Origin of the sequence: Micromonospora sp. NPDC049175 (assembly GCF_043197345.1) — a bacterium.
Lineage (GTDB): Bacteria > Actinomycetota > Actinomycetes > Mycobacteriales > Micromonosporaceae > Micromonospora.
Map to the genome: position 1 here is coordinate 206,556 of NZ_JBICSY010000009.1, position 14,195 is coordinate 220,750.

General features: G+C 70.8%; 15 protein-coding genes. 9 read left to right on the forward strand and 6 right to left on the reverse strand.

Annotated features, from left to right (window positions below; all coding sequences use genetic code 11):
* Window positions 1–150: 150 nt before the first annotated feature.
* Window positions 151–1,065, reverse strand: a complete 915-nt coding sequence (locus tag ACGFH8_RS29715; protein ID WP_393373549.1) for a RecB family exonuclease — start codon at window positions 1,063–1,065, stop codon at window positions 151–153.
* A gap of 77 nt (window positions 1,066–1,142) precedes the next feature.
* Here ACGFH8_RS29715 and ACGFH8_RS29720 point away from each other — a divergent pair, with 77 nt between their 5' ends.
* From ACGFH8_RS29720 to ACGFH8_RS29730, 3 genes are read left to right on the forward strand one after another with little or no spacing between them, the layout of a single operon-like run.
* On the forward strand, window positions 1,143–2,297 hold the full coding sequence (locus ACGFH8_RS29720; protein ID WP_393373552.1) for a M50 family metallopeptidase: 1,155 nt from the start codon (window positions 1,143–1,145) through the stop codon (window positions 2,295–2,297).
* Window positions 2,294–3,292, forward strand: coding sequence for a tRNA (adenine-N1)-methyltransferase (locus tag ACGFH8_RS29725; RefSeq protein WP_393373554.1), 999 nt, complete (start codon window positions 2,294–2,296; stop codon window positions 3,290–3,292). Before ACGFH8_RS29720 ends, ACGFH8_RS29725 begins: the two co-directional genes overlap by 4 nt.
* Window positions 3,293–3,338: 46 nt before the next feature.
* Window positions 3,339–3,911, forward strand: a complete 573-nt coding sequence (locus ACGFH8_RS29730) for a hypothetical protein (RefSeq protein ID WP_355029057.1) — start codon at window positions 3,339–3,341, stop codon at window positions 3,909–3,911.
* Window positions 3,912–3,963: 52 nt separating this feature from the next.
* Here ACGFH8_RS29730 and ACGFH8_RS29735 read toward each other — a convergent pair whose 3' ends face one another.
* Window positions 3,964–4,257 (reverse strand): ferredoxin, encoded by a 294-nt coding sequence (locus tag ACGFH8_RS29735; RefSeq protein WP_357254249.1) that lies wholly within the window; start codon window positions 4,255–4,257, stop codon window positions 3,964–3,966.
* 178 nt (window positions 4,258–4,435) lie between these two features.
* On the opposite strand from ACGFH8_RS29735, the gene arc reads away from it, so the two are divergent.
* The 6 genes from arc (at window position 4,436) to prcA (ending at window position 10,713) form a co-directional block, all read left to right on the forward strand.
* Window positions 4,436–6,220: a proteasome ATPase gene (gene arc, locus ACGFH8_RS29740; protein WP_393373558.1), complete on the forward strand. Its 1,785-nt coding sequence runs from the start codon at window positions 4,436–4,438 to the stop codon at window positions 6,218–6,220.
* Between the two features lie 330 nt (window positions 6,221–6,550).
* Complete coding sequence (gene dop / locus ACGFH8_RS29745; RefSeq protein ID WP_357375010.1) at window positions 6,551–8,068, forward strand: depupylase/deamidase Dop; 1,518 nt, start codon at window positions 6,551–6,553, stop codon at window positions 8,066–8,068.
* A gap of 104 nt (window positions 8,069–8,172) precedes the next feature.
* A complete protein-coding gene (locus ACGFH8_RS29750) occupies window positions 8,173–8,388 on the forward strand; it encodes a ubiquitin-like protein Pup (RefSeq protein ID WP_184186930.1) in 216 nt (71 codons plus the stop codon).
* A gap of 6 nt (window positions 8,389–8,394) precedes the next feature.
* A complete protein-coding gene (locus ACGFH8_RS29755) occupies window positions 8,395–9,066 on the forward strand; it encodes an endonuclease VII domain-containing protein (RefSeq protein ID WP_393373562.1) in 672 nt (223 codons plus the stop codon).
* On the forward strand, window positions 8,985–9,824 hold the full coding sequence (gene prcB / locus ACGFH8_RS29760; RefSeq protein ID WP_393373564.1) for a proteasome subunit beta: 840 nt from the start codon (window positions 8,985–8,987) through the stop codon (window positions 9,822–9,824). Before ACGFH8_RS29755 ends, prcB begins: the two co-directional genes overlap by 82 nt.
* A gap of 61 nt (window positions 9,825–9,885) precedes the next feature.
* Window positions 9,886–10,713, forward strand: coding sequence for a proteasome subunit alpha (gene prcA, locus ACGFH8_RS29765; protein WP_393373567.1), 828 nt, complete (start codon window positions 9,886–9,888; stop codon window positions 10,711–10,713).
* Between the two features lie 134 nt (window positions 10,714–10,847).
* On the opposite strand, the gene ACGFH8_RS29770 is transcribed toward prcA, so the two are convergent.
* From ACGFH8_RS29770 to rfbD, 4 genes are read right to left on the reverse strand one after another with little or no spacing between them, the layout of a single operon-like run.
* Window positions 10,848–12,158, reverse strand: coding sequence for a lipopolysaccharide biosynthesis protein (locus ACGFH8_RS29770; protein ID WP_393373569.1), 1,311 nt, complete (start codon window positions 12,156–12,158; stop codon window positions 10,848–10,850).
* Window positions 12,155–12,856 (reverse strand): glycosyltransferase family 2 protein, encoded by a 702-nt coding sequence (locus tag ACGFH8_RS29775; RefSeq protein ID WP_393317807.1) that lies wholly within the window; start codon window positions 12,854–12,856, stop codon window positions 12,155–12,157. Before ACGFH8_RS29775 ends, ACGFH8_RS29770 begins: the two co-directional genes overlap by 4 nt.
* The gene (locus ACGFH8_RS29780) at window positions 12,849–13,220 is read right to left on the reverse strand and encodes a DUF2304 domain-containing protein (RefSeq protein WP_393373572.1); all 372 of its coding nucleotides are present in this window, start codon (window positions 13,218–13,220) and stop codon (window positions 12,849–12,851) included. The genes ACGFH8_RS29775 and ACGFH8_RS29780 overlap by 8 nt, the downstream gene beginning before the upstream one ends.
* Window positions 13,217–14,104 (reverse strand): dTDP-4-dehydrorhamnose reductase, encoded by an 888-nt coding sequence (gene rfbD, locus ACGFH8_RS29785; RefSeq protein WP_393373574.1) that lies wholly within the window; start codon window positions 14,102–14,104, stop codon window positions 13,217–13,219. Before rfbD ends, ACGFH8_RS29780 begins: the two co-directional genes overlap by 4 nt.
* Window positions 14,105–14,195 lie beyond the last annotated feature (91 nt).

The following is a 14,195-nucleotide window of genomic DNA, read 5'->3' on the forward strand; positions in this document are numbered from 1 at the left end:
CGGACCACGGTAGAGGCCACCCCGCCGCGGTGTCCCCATCGAAGCGGCACCGCTTCGGTCGGGTCCGCCCAGCGGGCCGCGGAGCCCGCGAACGGGGTCAGCGACCGGCCGGACACACCGCGCCGGGCGCGAGCGGCCCGCCGCGGGTCGTCACTCGTCGGCGCCGGGCACCACCGGCGCGGACCGGGCGTCGCGCAGCGGATCAGCGGTCGCCGCCGCCACCGGGAACGGCGGCGGGGTGCCGCCGAAGCTCGGGCACAGCGCCTGGTGACTGCACCAGTCACACAGCCGGCTCGGCCGGGGCCGGAAATCCTGCCGAACGGTGGCCTGCTCGATCGCCCGCCACAGCGCCACCACCGTGCGCTCGAAGCGGACCAGCTCGTCGGCGTCCGGCGTGTAGTCCAACACCTCGGCGTCGCGCAGGTAGAGCAACCGCAACACCCGGGGCACCACCCCCCGGGTGCGCCACAACACCAGAGCGTAGAACTTCAACTGGAACAGCGCCCGCGCCTCGAACGCCTCCCGTGGCGCGCCCCCGGTCTTGTAGTCGACCACCCGCAGCGCGCCGTCCGGGGCGACGTCGAGCCGGTCGAGGTAACCCCGGATCAACAACTCGTCGTCGACCACCGCCGAGATCAGGCTCTCCCGCTCGGCCGGCTCCAGCCGGGTCGGGTCCTCCACCGCGAAGTAGCCCTCCAACAGCCCCGCGGCCGAGCGCAGGAACTCCACCGGACCGGCCGGCTCCGCGCCGTCGAAGATCCCGGCCAACTCCGGCTGCTCGGTCACCAGCCGGTCCCACTGAGGGGCCACCAGGTCGCCGGCCGCCGCCGGCGTGCGGCCCTGCGCCGGCAGGTCGAACAGACGCTCCAGCACCGCGTGCACGAGCGTGCCCCGGGCCTGCTCGATCGTGGTGCGCTCGGGCAGCCGGTCGATGCTGCGCAACCGGTAGAGCAGCGGGCAGGTCTTGAAATCCGCCGCCCGCGACGGCGACAGCGAGGCCCGCACCGTCGGCGGCGCCTGCGCCGGGGAGGAGGACTGGGAGGTGGTGACCGGTTCCGCCGTCATGTCGGCAAAGGTTAGGGCACCGGTGTGACACCGACCGCCGCCCGCCCCGTACGGCGACGGTCCGTAGCATCGTGGCGATGGAGCAGACATCCCGGCCGCCGCGCCGACCCGACCGGCGTCTCGGCCTGAACGTCGGCCGGGTGTTCGGGGTGCCGCTGCACCTCAACGGCTCCATGGTCCTGTTCGCGGTGCTCATCGCCGTCCTGTACGCCGAATTCGCCCGCCGACAGCTCGACCTGCCGCAGCTCAGCGGCTACCTGATCGGCTTCGGGTTCGTGGTGTCGTTGCTCGGCTCGGTGCTGCTGCACGAACTGGGCCACGCCCTCACCGCCCGCCGGTACGGCATCGGTGTGCGCGGAATCACCCTGGAGCTGCTCGGCGGCTACACCGAGATGGACCGCGACGCCCCGTCCCCCCGCGTCGACCTGCTGGTCTCGCTGGCCGGCCCGGCGGTGTCCGCGGTGCTCGGCGTCCTCGCGGTCGCCGCCACCCTCGCCCTGCCCGAGCGGACGGTGGCACACCAACTCGCCTTCCAACTCGCGGTCAGCAACGTCATCGTCGCGCTGTTCAACAGTCTGCCCGGGCTGCCGCTCGACGGCGGCCGGGCGCTGCGCGCCGCCGTGTGGGGGCTGACCCACGACCGGCACCTCGGCACCGAGGTCGCCGGCTGGGCCGGCCGGATCGTCGCGGTCGCCACCGCCGCCCTGGTCGGGCTCCTCACCGTGGCCGACTACCTGTCGCCGCTGGCGCTGCCGCTGATGCTGCTGGTCGCCGTCACCCTGTGGCGGGGCGCCGGGCAGGCCATCCGGGCCGCCCGGGTCAGCCGCCGGTTCCCGCTGATCGACCTCTCTGAGCTGGCCCGCCCGGTCTGGCCGGTGGCCACCGGAACACCCCTGGCCGAGGCCCAGCGTCGACGCGCCGAAGGCGGGCAGCCCGCCTCAGCCCTGCTGGTCACCGACTCCACCGGACGGCCGGTGGCGCTCGTCGACCCGGCCGCCGCCGACGCGGTGCCCGTCGACCGCCGACCATGGCTGGCCGTGGACGCCGTCGCCCGAGCACTGGGCACACTTCCCGCACTGGCCGTCGGCTGGGACGGCGAGCGGGTGATGGAGGCCGTACAGACCCACCCGGGCGCGCAGTACGTGGTGACGTCAGGCGAAGATGTCGTCGGCATTCTGCACATCGCGGACCTTGCACAGCTCCTCGAACCCAACCGGAAGATGACACCGTGACCGCAACTCCCTCCACCGTCGGAGCCGACCCCACCACCCCGGCGCTGACACCCGTGCACCGTGGGCCGTTCCGGCCCGGCGACCGGGTTCAGCTGACCGACCCCAAGGGGCGGATGCACACCGTGACGCTGGAGCCCGGCAAGGAGTTCCACACCCACCGCGGCATCCTGGCGCACGACACGCTGATCGGGCTCCCCGACGGCAGCGTCGTGACCACCGCCGGTGGCGGCACCGCGTTCCTCGCGCTGCGGCCCCTCCTGTCGGACTATGTGCTGTCCATGCCGCGCGGCGCACAGGTGATCTACCCGAAGGACTCGGCGCAGATCGTCGCGATGGGTGACATCTTCCCCGGCGCGAAGGTCCTCGAGGCCGGCGCCGGCTCCGGCGCGCTGAGCTGCTCCCTGCTGCGGGCCGTCGGCACCGAGGGTGAGCTGCACTCGTTCGAGCTGCGCGACGACTTCGCCCAGATCGCCAAGCGCAACGTCGAGGCGTTCTTCAACGGTCCGCACCCGTCGTGGCACCTGCACGTCGGTGACGTCGCGCAGTGCCAGGAGACCGGCTTCGACCGGATCATCCTGGACATGCTGACCCCCTGGGAAACCCTCGACATGGTCGAGCGGGCGCTGGTCCCCGGCGGAGTGTTCATCGGCTACGTCGCCACCACGCCGCAGCTGTCCGAGCTGGTGGAGGCGCTCCGCGAGCGCGGCGGCTGGACCGAGCCGCGCGCCTGGGAGTCCCTGGTGCGCGACTGGCACGCCGAGGGCCTCGCCGTCCGGCCCGACCACCGGATGATCGCGCACACCGCGTTCCTGGTGTCCGCCCGCAAGCTGGCCCCCGGGGTCACCGCGCCGCCGCGTCGCCGCAAGCCCAGCAAGGGCACCGAGGCGTACGCGCAGCGCCGCCAGGACCTGCGCGCGGCGGAGGCGGCCCGCCAGGCCGCCGCCCTGGCCGCGGACGCGCAGTCCGACGGTACGGGGGAGATGGACAGGCCGTGACCATCGAGCTGGCCGGCGGCATCGCCGAGCAGGGGGAGGCGCTGGTATGAGCCGACCGGGCTACGGCGGCGGTGACCTCCCCGCGGTCTTTCCCGACTGGTCGCCCTACCAGGATCTGGAATCGGCGGCACGGGCCTATCTGCGTGACCCGGACGTCGCCCTGGAGGCGCTCGGCGGCGTGCTGCGCGGCGCGTCGGTGCTCGGCTTCACCCTGGAACGCTTCGTCAACGAGGTCAACGGCGTGTGGCAGGAGGTCGTCGTCTGCGACGGCAGCCGGCTGATCCTCTGGCACGGCGAGGACGTGCCGCCGGAGGAGGGCCCACCGGGCTCGATGACCTCGTCGTTGCGGGTCGTGCCGGTCTCCACCGTCACCGAGGTCGGCTGCCGGAGGCGGCTCAACCGCGCCGACAGCGGCGAGATCAGGGTCGACAGCATTGACGTCTACCTGCTGCTCACCTCACTGGACGAGGCGCCACCGAGCGAGGAGATGGTGGGCACCCCACGGCACGACGCGCTGCGCTTCGGCAAGACCCTCGACGACGGCGGGGCCGGGCAGATCGCCCGGTTGGAGGAATTCGCGCGGCTGGTCGCCTCGGTGGTCGGCCGTCCGATGCTCTGAGACGTGACCCATCCGGACCCGGCCGGGCCACGTGGCCCGGCCGGCGGGTGGCTCAGTCTTCCTCGGCGTCCGGACCGGCGACCTCGACGCCGTCGCCGCGCACCACGTGGATGCAGTCGCCCGGGCACTCCTTCGCGGAGTCGATCACCTCGAGCCGCAGGTGCTCGGGCACGTCGACGCGGCTGCCCGGCGCCGCCAGCAGCTCACCGTCGGCGCCCTTGACGTACGCCAGACCGTCGATGTCGAACTCGAAAACCTCCGGTGCGTACTGCACGCAGAGCCCATCACCCGTGCACAGATCCTGGTCCACCCAGACCTGTAGCTGATCGGTCGCGACCTCGGTCACCGGCGCACCCCCCATGTTCTCCCGTCCTACACTCCGACGGTACCCGAACGCCGGTAACCGCCCGTCAGGCCACCCTTGGCGATCAAGGTTCGGTGACGAGGGTGTTGCGTGGGACCGAATCGGCCTCATAGCGGCTAGTGTTAGGGCAGAACGTTCAAGCCCCCCGGGGAGGTGGGACGTGGCAGCACGCAGCGACGACGCGGACTCGCGCGCCGCACGGTGGGAGAAGGAAGCCCACGATCTCTCCACGCAGGTCGCGTTCCTTCAGGAGGAACTCGCTCTGGTGCGGCGTAAGTTGACCGAAAGCCCCCGACACGTCCGGCAGCTCGAAGAGCGGCTGGCGGCCACCCAGGCACAGTTGGCGCGGCTGACCGAGAACAACGACCGGCTGGTGAGCACCCTCAAGGAGGCTCGCACGCAGATCGTGACGCTCAAGGAGGAGATCGACCGGCTCGCGCAACCGCCGAGTGGCTATGGCGTCTTCCTGGCAAAGCACGACGACGGCTCGGTGGACGTCTTCACCGGCGGTCGCAAGCTACGGGTCGCGGTCTCACCCTCGCTGGACGTGGGTGACCTGCTCCGTGGCCAGGAGGTCCTGCTCAACGACGCGCTCAACATCGTCGACGCGTTCGGCTATGAGCGGGTCGGCGAGGTCGTGATGCTCAAGGAGATCCTGGAGGGACCCAACGGCGGGCCGGGTGACCGGGCGCTCGTGGTCTCACACTCCGACGAGGAGCGCATCGTGCACCTCGCCGAGACCCTCATCGGCTCCGCGATCCGGGCCGGCGACTCGCTCATGATCGAGCCCCGCTCGGCGTACGCGTACGAGCGGATCCCGAAGAGTGAGGTCGAGGAGCTGGTCCTGGAGGAGGTGCCCGACGTCGACTACGGCGACATCGGTGGCCTCCAGTCGCAGATCGAACAGATCCGCGACGCGGTGGAGTTGCCCTTCCTGCACGCGGACCTGTTCCGTGAGCACCAGCTCCGCCCGCCCAAGGGCATCCTGCTCTACGGCCCGCCCGGCTGTGGCAAGACGCTCATCGCCAAGGCGGTGGCCAACTCGCTCGCCAAGAAGATCGCCGAACGGCAGGGCAAGGAGAAGCACACGAGCTTCTTCCTCAACATCAAGGGCCCCGAGCTGCTCAACAAGTACGTCGGCGAGACCGAGCGCCACATCCGGCTGATCTTCCAACGGGCACGGGAGAAGGCCGGCGAGGGCACCCCGGTGATCGTGTTCTTCGACGAGATGGACTCGATCTTCCGGACCCGTGGCTCCGGTGTCTCCTCCGATGTGGAGAACACCATCGTCCCGCAGCTGCTCAGCGAGATCGACGGCGTGGAGGGGCTGGAGAACGTCATCGTCATCGGCGCCTCCAACCGGGAAGACATGATCGACCCGGCGATCCTGCGCCCCGGTCGTCTCGACGTGAAAATCAAGATCGAGCGACCGGACGCCGAAGCGGCAAAGGACATCTTCTCCAAGTACATCCTCTCCGGGCTGCCCCTGCACCCGGACGACCTGGCCGAGCACGGGGCCGACCCCCAGGCCACCGTCGCGGCCATGATCGACGCCGTGGTGCTGCGGATGTACTCGGAGACCGAGGAAAACCGCTTCCTCGAAGTCACCTACGCCAACGGGGACAAGGAAGTCCTCTACTTCAAGGACTTCAACTCCGGCGCGATGATCCAGAACATCGTCGACCGGAGCAAGAAGATGGCCATCAAGGAGTTCCTCACCTCCGGCCGCAAGGGGCTGCGCCTGCAGCACCTGCTCGACGCCTGCGTCGACGAGTTCCGCGAGAACGAGGACCTCCCCAACACCACGAACCCCGACGACTGGGCGCGCATCTCCGGCAAGAAGGGCGAGCGGATCGTCTACATCCGCACGCTCGTCTCCGGTGGCAAGGGCGCCGAGGCCGGCCGGTCCATCGAGACCGCCAGCAACACCGGCCAGTACCTCTGACCGCCAGCGGCGGCACCGGACCTCGTCCGGTGCCGCCGCTGCGTGCGTCCCACCAGCGCGTCCGGGCCCCGCGATCCGGCCGCGCCGCCCCCGCGGCACACCGTGGCTCGTCGTGGCCGACCCGGGCCCTCAGCAGGCTATCGACGCACATCCACGGGATCAACGGCCGCCATACGCCGGCCGCGCGTGCTGCCCACCCGGACCCGCCACGGCACGGTGGCCGCGCCGCGCCGACCGGCAGGGCCGCGCGGTAGGCCACCGCGCAGACTAGTCTCGATGGTGTGAGCGGCGGGTACGCCGGCTCCAGGGGCGAGCGAAGCGAGTGGTCGCATGACGGTACGTCGGATCATGGGCACCGAAGTCGAGTACGGCATCTCCGTGCCCGGACAGGCCGGAGCCAACCCGATGGTCACCTCATCACAGGTGGTCAACGCCTACGGGGCACGCCCCGAGCTCAACCGGGGTGGTCGAGCCCGCTGGGATTACGAGGAAGAGTCGCCGCTGCGCGACGCCCGCGGATTCACCTACTCCGGGGCCGCCTACGACCCCGCCGAGGCCCTCGCGGACGAGGACCTCGGCCTCGCCAACGTGATACTCACCAACGGGGCCCGTCTCTACGTCGACCACGCCCACCCCGAATACTCCACCCCGGAGGTCACCACCCCCCGCGACATCGTGCGCTGGGACAAGGCCGGTGAGCGGGTGATGGCCGAGGCGTCCCGCCGGGCCGCCACCATCCCGGGCAGCCAGCCGATCCACCTCTACAAGAACAACACCGACAACAAGGGCGCCAGCTACGGCGCGCACGAAAACTACCTGATGCGCCGGCAGACCCCGTTCGCCGACATCGTGGCGTACCTGACGCCGTTCTTCGTCACCCGCCAGATCGTCTGCGGCGCGGGCCGGGTCGGCATCGGCCAGGACGGCGGTCAGAGCGGCTTCCAGATCTCCCAGCGCGCCGACTTCTTCGAGGTCGAGGTGGGCCTGGAGACCACCCTCAAGCGGCCCATCATCAACACCCGCGACGAGCCGCACGCCGACGCCGACAAATACCGCCGCCTGCACGTGATCATCGGCGACGCCAACCTCTCCGAGATCTCCACCTACCTCAAGGTCGGCACCACGGCGCTGATCCTCAACATGATCGAGGAGAAGGCGCTCGGCGCCGACCTCGGCATCGCCGACCCGGTCAGCGAGTTGCGGGCGGTCAGCCACGATCCCGGCCTGGCACACCTCATGCGACTGCGCGACGGTCGCCGGCTCACCGCACTGGACCTGCAATGGGCGTACCTGGAACGGGCCCGGTCCTTTGTCGACGACCGCTACGGCACCGACGCCGACGAGCAGACCGTCGACGTGCTCGACCGCTGGGAGAGCGTGCTGGACCGGCTCGGCCGGGACCCGATGCTCTGCGCCGACGAGCTGGACTGGGTGGCCAAGCTGCGGCTGCTCGAGGGTTACCGGGAGCGGGAGAAGCTCGGCTGGGGCTCGCACAAACTGCAACTCGTCGACCTGCAGTATTCCGACGTCCGGCCGGAGAAGGGCCTCTACCACCGCCTGGTCACCCGAAAGGCGATGAAGACGCTGCTCACCGACGACGAGACGCGCACCGCGATGACCGAGCCGCCGGAGGACACCCGGGCCTACTTCCGGGGCCGCTGCCTGGCCCAGTACGCGTCCGAGGTCGTCGCCGCGAGCTGGGACTCGGTGATCTTCGACGTGGGCCGCGAGTCGCTCGTCCGGGTGCCGATGATGGAGCCGGAGCGGGGCACGCGGGCGCATGTCGGAGCGTTGTTCGACCGCTGCGCCAGCGCGAAGGATCTGCTGGAGACGTTGACCGGCGGGTGAACGCACGTCCTAATGCCCGCCGCGTGCCGCAAGCCGGCGCGCGGCGGGCTTTTCGTCGCCCGCGCGAGGTAAGTTCATCGCAGACGATCGTGGAGGAGGCAGCAATGGCCACTCATGACAGCGGCGGCCAGTCGCAGTCCGGCAAGTCCCGTCAGGGCGAGGAAGTCGAGGACGTCACCACCGAGGCCAACCCCGAGGTGGCCGAGCGGCACGCCGAGATCACCGAGGACGTCGACGACCTCCTCGACGAGATCGACTCCGTCCTCGAAGAAAACGCAGAGGAGTTCGTGAGGGGCTACGTACAAAAAGGCGGTGAATAGAGGCATATGTCCGTTTTGCCGGGCTCCCCGGACAAGGTGTGCCCGCAGTGCAAGAGGGTGCTGCCCAGCACGGACTTCCACCGAGACCGTCGCCGGGTAGACGGTCTCGCCTTCTACTGCAAAGCCTGTGCCGCTCTCCGGTCCGCGGCGAGCCGGCGTAAGCGGGGCATCGCCCCGCAGCGACGGTCGCCCACGCCGGTCGGCGAGGGTCTCAAGTGGTGTCCGGACTGCGAGGAGATCAAGCCGTTGGAGGACTTGCCCACCGCCACGACCAGGGCCAGCGGCCGGCACAGCTACTGCAAACCCTGCCATAATGCCCGTGTCAAGGAGACCGCTCAGCGGCTGTACGGGGGTAACCGCGAGTACCACCTGCGGCGGCGGTACGGCGTCGGGGAGAAGGAGTTTCAGGAGCTCCTGGCCGAGCAGGGCGGGGTCTGCGCGATCTGCGGCGGCGCGGACCCGCAACATCTGGACCACGATCATCGCACCGGATGGGTGCGCGGGATACTCTGCTTCAACTGCAACGGTGGTCTTGGCGAGTTCCGTGACAGTCCCACGAGGCTGGCCAGGGCAATCACGTACCTGAGAGGAACCACGTGGCAGCGGGCTTTGATCCATCCGGGCGTCTACCAGATGTGTTCACCAACGCGGGGACGTCCTCCTTCACGACGTTCCTGAGTCGGGTGGCCCCCGAGATGCTGCCCGGCCGGCGGCCGTTGCCGCCGGGCATGGCAGCGGACCTGGCGCCGCACGCGACCACCATCGTGGCCATCTCGGCCGCCGGTGGCGTCGTGATGGCCGGCGACCGGCGGGCCACCATGGGCAACCTGATCGCCCAGCGTGACATCGAGAAGGTGCACCCGGCCGACGCGTACTCCCTGGTGGGTATCGCCGGCACGGCGGGCATCGGGATCGAGCTGATGCGACTGTTCCAGGTGGAGCTGGAGCACTACGAGAAGATCGAGGGCGCGATGCTCTCGCTCGACGGCAAGGCCAACCGGTTGGCGTCGATGATCCGCGGCAACCTGGGCGCGGCCATGCAGGGCCTGGCCGTGGTGCCGCTGTTCGCAGGCTTCGACCTGGCCGCCGCCGATCCGGCGCGGGCCGGTCGGATCTTCAGCTTCGACGTGACCGGCGGTCCGTACGAGGAGACCGGCTACGACGCCATCGGCTCCGGCTCGCTGTTCGCGAAGTCGGCGCTGAAGAAGCGGTTCCGCGCCGGAGTGTCGATCGACGACGCCACCCGTCTCGCGGTCGAGGCGCTGTACGACGCGGCCGACGACGACACCGCGACCGGCGGACCTGATCTGACCCGTCGGATCTATCCGGTGGTGATGACCGCTACCGCCGAGGGCACCCGCCGGTTGACCGACGCCGAGACGGCGGCGATCGCCGAGGGCGTGGTCGCCGGTCGGATGGAGAACCCGGGCGGTTGAGCCCCGTCCACCCCCACCAGTCAGCAGTCGTCAGCACCGCGCCGTAAGGAGAACCGCCGCCGTGGCCATGCAGTTCTACGCCTCGCCCGAACAGATCATGCGCGACCGCTCCGAGTTGGCCCGCAAGGGCATCGCTCGGGGGCGCAGCGCGGTGGTCCTCAGCTATTCCGGCGGGGTGCTCTTCGTCGCGGAGAACCTCTCCAGCGCCCTGCACAAGGTCAGCGAGATCTACGACCGGATCGGGTTCGCCGCGGTCGGTCGGTACAACGAGTTCGAGAATCTGCGCCGGGCCGGTGTGCGGATGGCCGACCTGAACGGGCTCAGCTACGACCGGCGTGACGTCACCGGGCGGGCCCTGGCCAACGCGTTCGCGCAGACGCTCGGTGCGATCTTCACCGAGCAGTCGAAGCCGTTCGAGGTGGAGATCTGCGTGGCGGAGGTCGGGGCGACCGCGGACGATGACGAGCTGTACCGGTTGACGTACGACGGCTCGGTCAACGACGAGCCGGGGCGGATGGCCATGGGTGGCCAGGCCGAGGCGATCACCGGTGTGTTGAAGTCCCAGCACCGTGCGGACATGTCCCTCGCCGAGGCGGCCCGGGTGGCGGTGCAGGCGTTGAGCACGGTTGGTGGTGAGGGTGGCGCGGCCCGGACGATCGCCGCCAACCAGTTGGAGGTGGCGGTGTTGGACCGTCACCGGGTGGGGCGTACGTTCCGCCGGATCACCGGTGCGGCGCTGACCGCGTTGCTGGACGGCGACGTGTCCGCCGAGCAGCCGGCGGAGGCGGGTGGCCCGGACACTCCGGCGCAGCCCACCACCGAGTCGCACAAGCCGACGACGTCGGCGGCGTCCGCGGACCTGGAGGACAAGCCGGCGGACGGCAAGTAACACCTGTCGGATTGCGGTGGGCGGCCGGGTGTCAGGGCCGCCCACCGCAGCATGTCCAGCGCCTGCGGTGTGGCCGGGTCATCCCCGCGCGCCGTGGGTCGGTCCGACCACGATGCGCGGGGGTGCGGCCCGGATCAGACCCCTCCGGTCACTCCCGGCGCGGCGGCCTCGAAGGCCGGGGCGTGGGTGGGTGCTGCCGGGCGGGTGGCGCGGGTGCGCAGGAGCACGGCCATGACGGCGGCGACCACGACGGAGCCGATGGCGTAGCCGAGCTCGACTCGCAGCGCGGTGGAGACCGGGGCGAGCGTTGCGACGACGAGGGCGGCCACGCCGATGGCCCAGGCGAGTGCCTGTGCCCGGTGCCGGTTGAGGGCCAGCAGCGCCTGGCCGAGCACCATCGCCCACAGGTAGGCGAGGGTGGCGACGGCGAGCCACGCGAAGTCGGCGTGGCCGAGGACGCCGGGAGCGTCGAACAGGATCTGCACCAGCCGTGGGCCGAGGAGCACGGCGAGGACGGCGCCGGTGAGGCCGAGCGCGCTGACGATGCCCAGGGCGCGGCGCAGCAGGCTGTGGAACCCGGTGAGGTCGCCGGTGCTGGCCGAGGTGGAGAGGCCGGGCAGCAGCGATGCCTGCAGCGAGGCGAAGACGAACAGCGGGATCCGGACCAGCACCAGCGCGGAGAGCAGCGCGCCGGCGGTCGCCTCGTCGGATGGGTCCAGCACCTTGACGTTGATCACGCCGATGTTGACCACGACCTGGGCGAGCAGGCTGGAGGCGGTGAGGAGGCCGAGGCCCCTCAGCAGGGTCGCCCAGGCGACGGGGGTGCCGCCGCCGACGGCGCGCAGGACTGGTGGTGCGGTGAGGATGGCGCCGGCGACGGGAGCGATGACGAGCACCGCGCCGTACCAGACGGGGTTGGTGACGCCGTTGAGGCCGAGGACGGTGACGAGCACGATCCGCAGGCCGCCGTCGATGCCGAGTTGGGTGCCGTACCAGGGGAACAGTTGCAGGCCGGAGAGGATGCCGCGGGTGGTGTGCGCGACGGCGAGTCCGGCCAGCGCGCCGATCAGGACGGTGACCATGGTGCCGTCGCCGGCGAAGAGCCGGTCGGCGAGCGTCTCCCGGAAGACGATGATCAGCGCGACCACGGCGGCGAGCAGGCCGGCGGCCAGGGCCGCCCCCCGGGCCAGTACCGGCCCGGGGGGGAGGCCCTGGCTGTGCCGTGCGGCGACGAGTCGGGCGACCTCCTGCTCGACAGGCATGAACAGGCCGATGCCGAGGGTGAAGACGATCGTCCAGAGCACGGAGAGGGAGTTGTAGTCCGCCTCGGTGAGACTGTGCCCGGCGACCGCCAGGTGGACGTAGGAGGCGAGCCCCAGCAGGGCGAGGCCGGCGCCGACGGCGACGGTGCCCGGTGGGACCAGACTCAGGAGCCGGCGGATCACCGGCGAATGAGCGCCAACGTGAGGACGGCGAACGCGCGGCCGAGGTAGATCATGGCCTTGGCGGGGGAGTGGCTGGGGGTGCCCGCCATCCGCTTGCGCATGGCGACCGGCACCTGGCGGATGGTGTAGCCGCGTCGGGCCGTGTGCACGAGCGTCTCCACGGTGTCGCCCAGGTATTCGACCGGGTACCAGGTGGCGAACATGTCGATCACTCGACGGTTGGCGGCCCGGAACCCGGAGGTGGTGTCGGTGAGCTTGGTGCGTGCGACGCGGGACAGCACGCCGGAGAGCATGACCATGGCCCAGCGGCGGGGGCCGCGGACGTTGTAGTCACCCTCGCCGGCGAACCGGGCGCCGATCACCAGGTCGGTCTCGTCGAGCAGGTCGACGAGCTTCGGCACGTACCGGGGGTCGTGTTGGCCGTCCGCGTCGATCTGGATGGCGACGTCGTAGTCGTGGTCGCGCGCGTAGCGGTAGCCCACCCGCATGGCGCCGCCGACGCCGAGGTTGTACGGCAGTTTCGCGACGAGGGCGCCGGCGGCGGCGGCGACCGCCGCGGTGCGGTCGGTGGAGCCGTCGTCGATGACGATCACGTCGACGCCGGGCAGCTCGCCGCGGACCTCGCCGACCACGTCGGCGATCGAGCCGGACTCGTTGAGCGCCGGGATGATGATCAGGACCCGCTTGCCGTTAACCATCGGTGCGCACCAGTTCGTGTCGGGCCGCCCGGTCCGCCTCGATCTCGGTGCGGAGCAGGGCGAAGTCTTCTGCCAACGTGCGGGTCTCTTCTTCCAGGGCGCTGACCTCCCAACTGAGGTGGACGCACACCAGCAGCAGGAAGATGATGCCGAGGAAGAGCACCAGGCTCACACCGGAGGCGACGCCGAGCAGTTCGGCGACGTTGTCCAGCAGGCGGGGGAAGAGCGACAGGGGGATGACGATCACCAGCACGCCGAGCCAGAGCATGCCGTACTTCTCGCGAAGCTGTCGACGGCGCAACAGCTCGACGATCGTGGCGAGCAATATCAGGCCGGTCAAGCCGGTGACGAGGGTGAGCTTCATGCGACCTTCCACGGAGCGGGCGGAGCGGGGGAGGCGAACGCGTCGGCCAGGGTGGTGTGCCAGTCCGGCAGCGACGGCAGGCCCGCGGCCGCCCAGCGGCTGTGCGCTAGCACACTGTACGCCGGGCGGGGAGCAGGAAGAGGATACCGGTCGCTGGTGGTGGGTCGGATCCGGTCCGGGTCGAGACCGGCCAGGGCGAACGTGGCGCGGGCGAGCCCGTACCAGGTCGTCTGGCCGGTGCAGGTGCTGTGGTAGATGCCGGGGGCGGCCCGGCCCTCCAGGGCGGCGTCGGCGAGCGCGACGAGCCGCTCGGCGAGCCGGTAGGACCAGGTGGGCTGGCCGTGCTGGTCGTCGACCACGGTGATCTGTTCCCGCTGGCCGGCGAGCCGGAGCATGGTGGCCACGAAGTTCGGCCCGTGCGCGCCGTACAGCCAGGCGGTGCGGACCACGTACCCGTGGTCGGGCAGCAGGTGGGCGACGGCCTGCTCGCCGACCAGCTTGCCCCGGCCGTAGGCGTTGACCGGCGCGGTGGGCGCGTCTTCCGGGTAGGGGGTGTGCGCGTCGCCGGCGAGGACGTAGTCGGTGGAGACCTGGATCAGCCGCGCGCCGCTGGCGGCGCACGCCGACGCGAGATTCTCCACGCCGGTGCCGTTGATGGCGGTGGCCGCCGCCTCGTTGGTCTCGGCGCCGTCAACGTTGGTCCACGCCGCCGCGTTGATCACGATGTCGTGTTCGGCGACGGCCGCCCGGACGGTGGTGGGGTCGGTAATGTCCAGGTCGGCGCGGCCGGCGGCAGTCACCTTGAGGTCGGGCCGGGTGTGCAGCACGGTGACCAGGTCCCGGCCGAGCATCCCGCCGGCGCCGGTGACGAGTAGCCGGGTCATGCGGTGGGTGTGGTCTTGAGGGGTTCCCACCAGGTGCGGTTGTCGCGGTACCAGGTGACGGTGTCGGCGAGGCCGGCGTCGAGGGTGATGC

Bases quoted from the DNA above. Each gene is read 5' to 3' on its own strand.
- ACGFH8_RS29715 (WP_393373549.1), bottom strand. From the start codon at position 1,065: ATGACGGCGGAACCGGTCACCACCTCCCAGTCCTCCTCCCCGGCGCAG.
- ACGFH8_RS29720 (WP_393373552.1), top strand. From the start codon at position 1,143: ATGGAGCAGACATCCCGGCCGCCGCGCCGACCCGACCGGCGTCTCGGC.
- ACGFH8_RS29730 (WP_355029057.1), top strand. From the start codon at position 3,339: ATGAGCCGACCGGGCTACGGCGGCGGTGACCTCCCCGCGGTCTTTCCC.
- dop (WP_357375010.1), top strand. From the start codon at position 6,551: ATGACGGTACGTCGGATCATGGGCACCGAAGTCGAGTACGGCATCTCC.
- ACGFH8_RS29750 (WP_184186930.1), top strand. From the start codon at position 8,173: ATGGCCACTCATGACAGCGGCGGCCAGTCGCAGTCCGGCAAGTCCCGT.
- ACGFH8_RS29755 (WP_393373562.1), top strand. From the start codon at position 8,395: ATGTCCGTTTTGCCGGGCTCCCCGGACAAGGTGTGCCCGCAGTGCAAG.
- ACGFH8_RS29775 (WP_393317807.1), bottom strand. From the start codon at position 12,856: ATGGTTAACGGCAAGCGGGTCCTGATCATCATCCCGGCGCTCAACGAG.
- ACGFH8_RS29780 (WP_393373572.1), bottom strand. From the start codon at position 13,220: ATGAAGCTCACCCTCGTCACCGGCTTGACCGGCCTGATATTGCTCGCC.
- rfbD (WP_393373574.1), bottom strand. From the start codon at position 14,104: ATGACCCGGCTACTCGTCACCGGCGCCGGCGGGATGCTCGGCCGGGAC.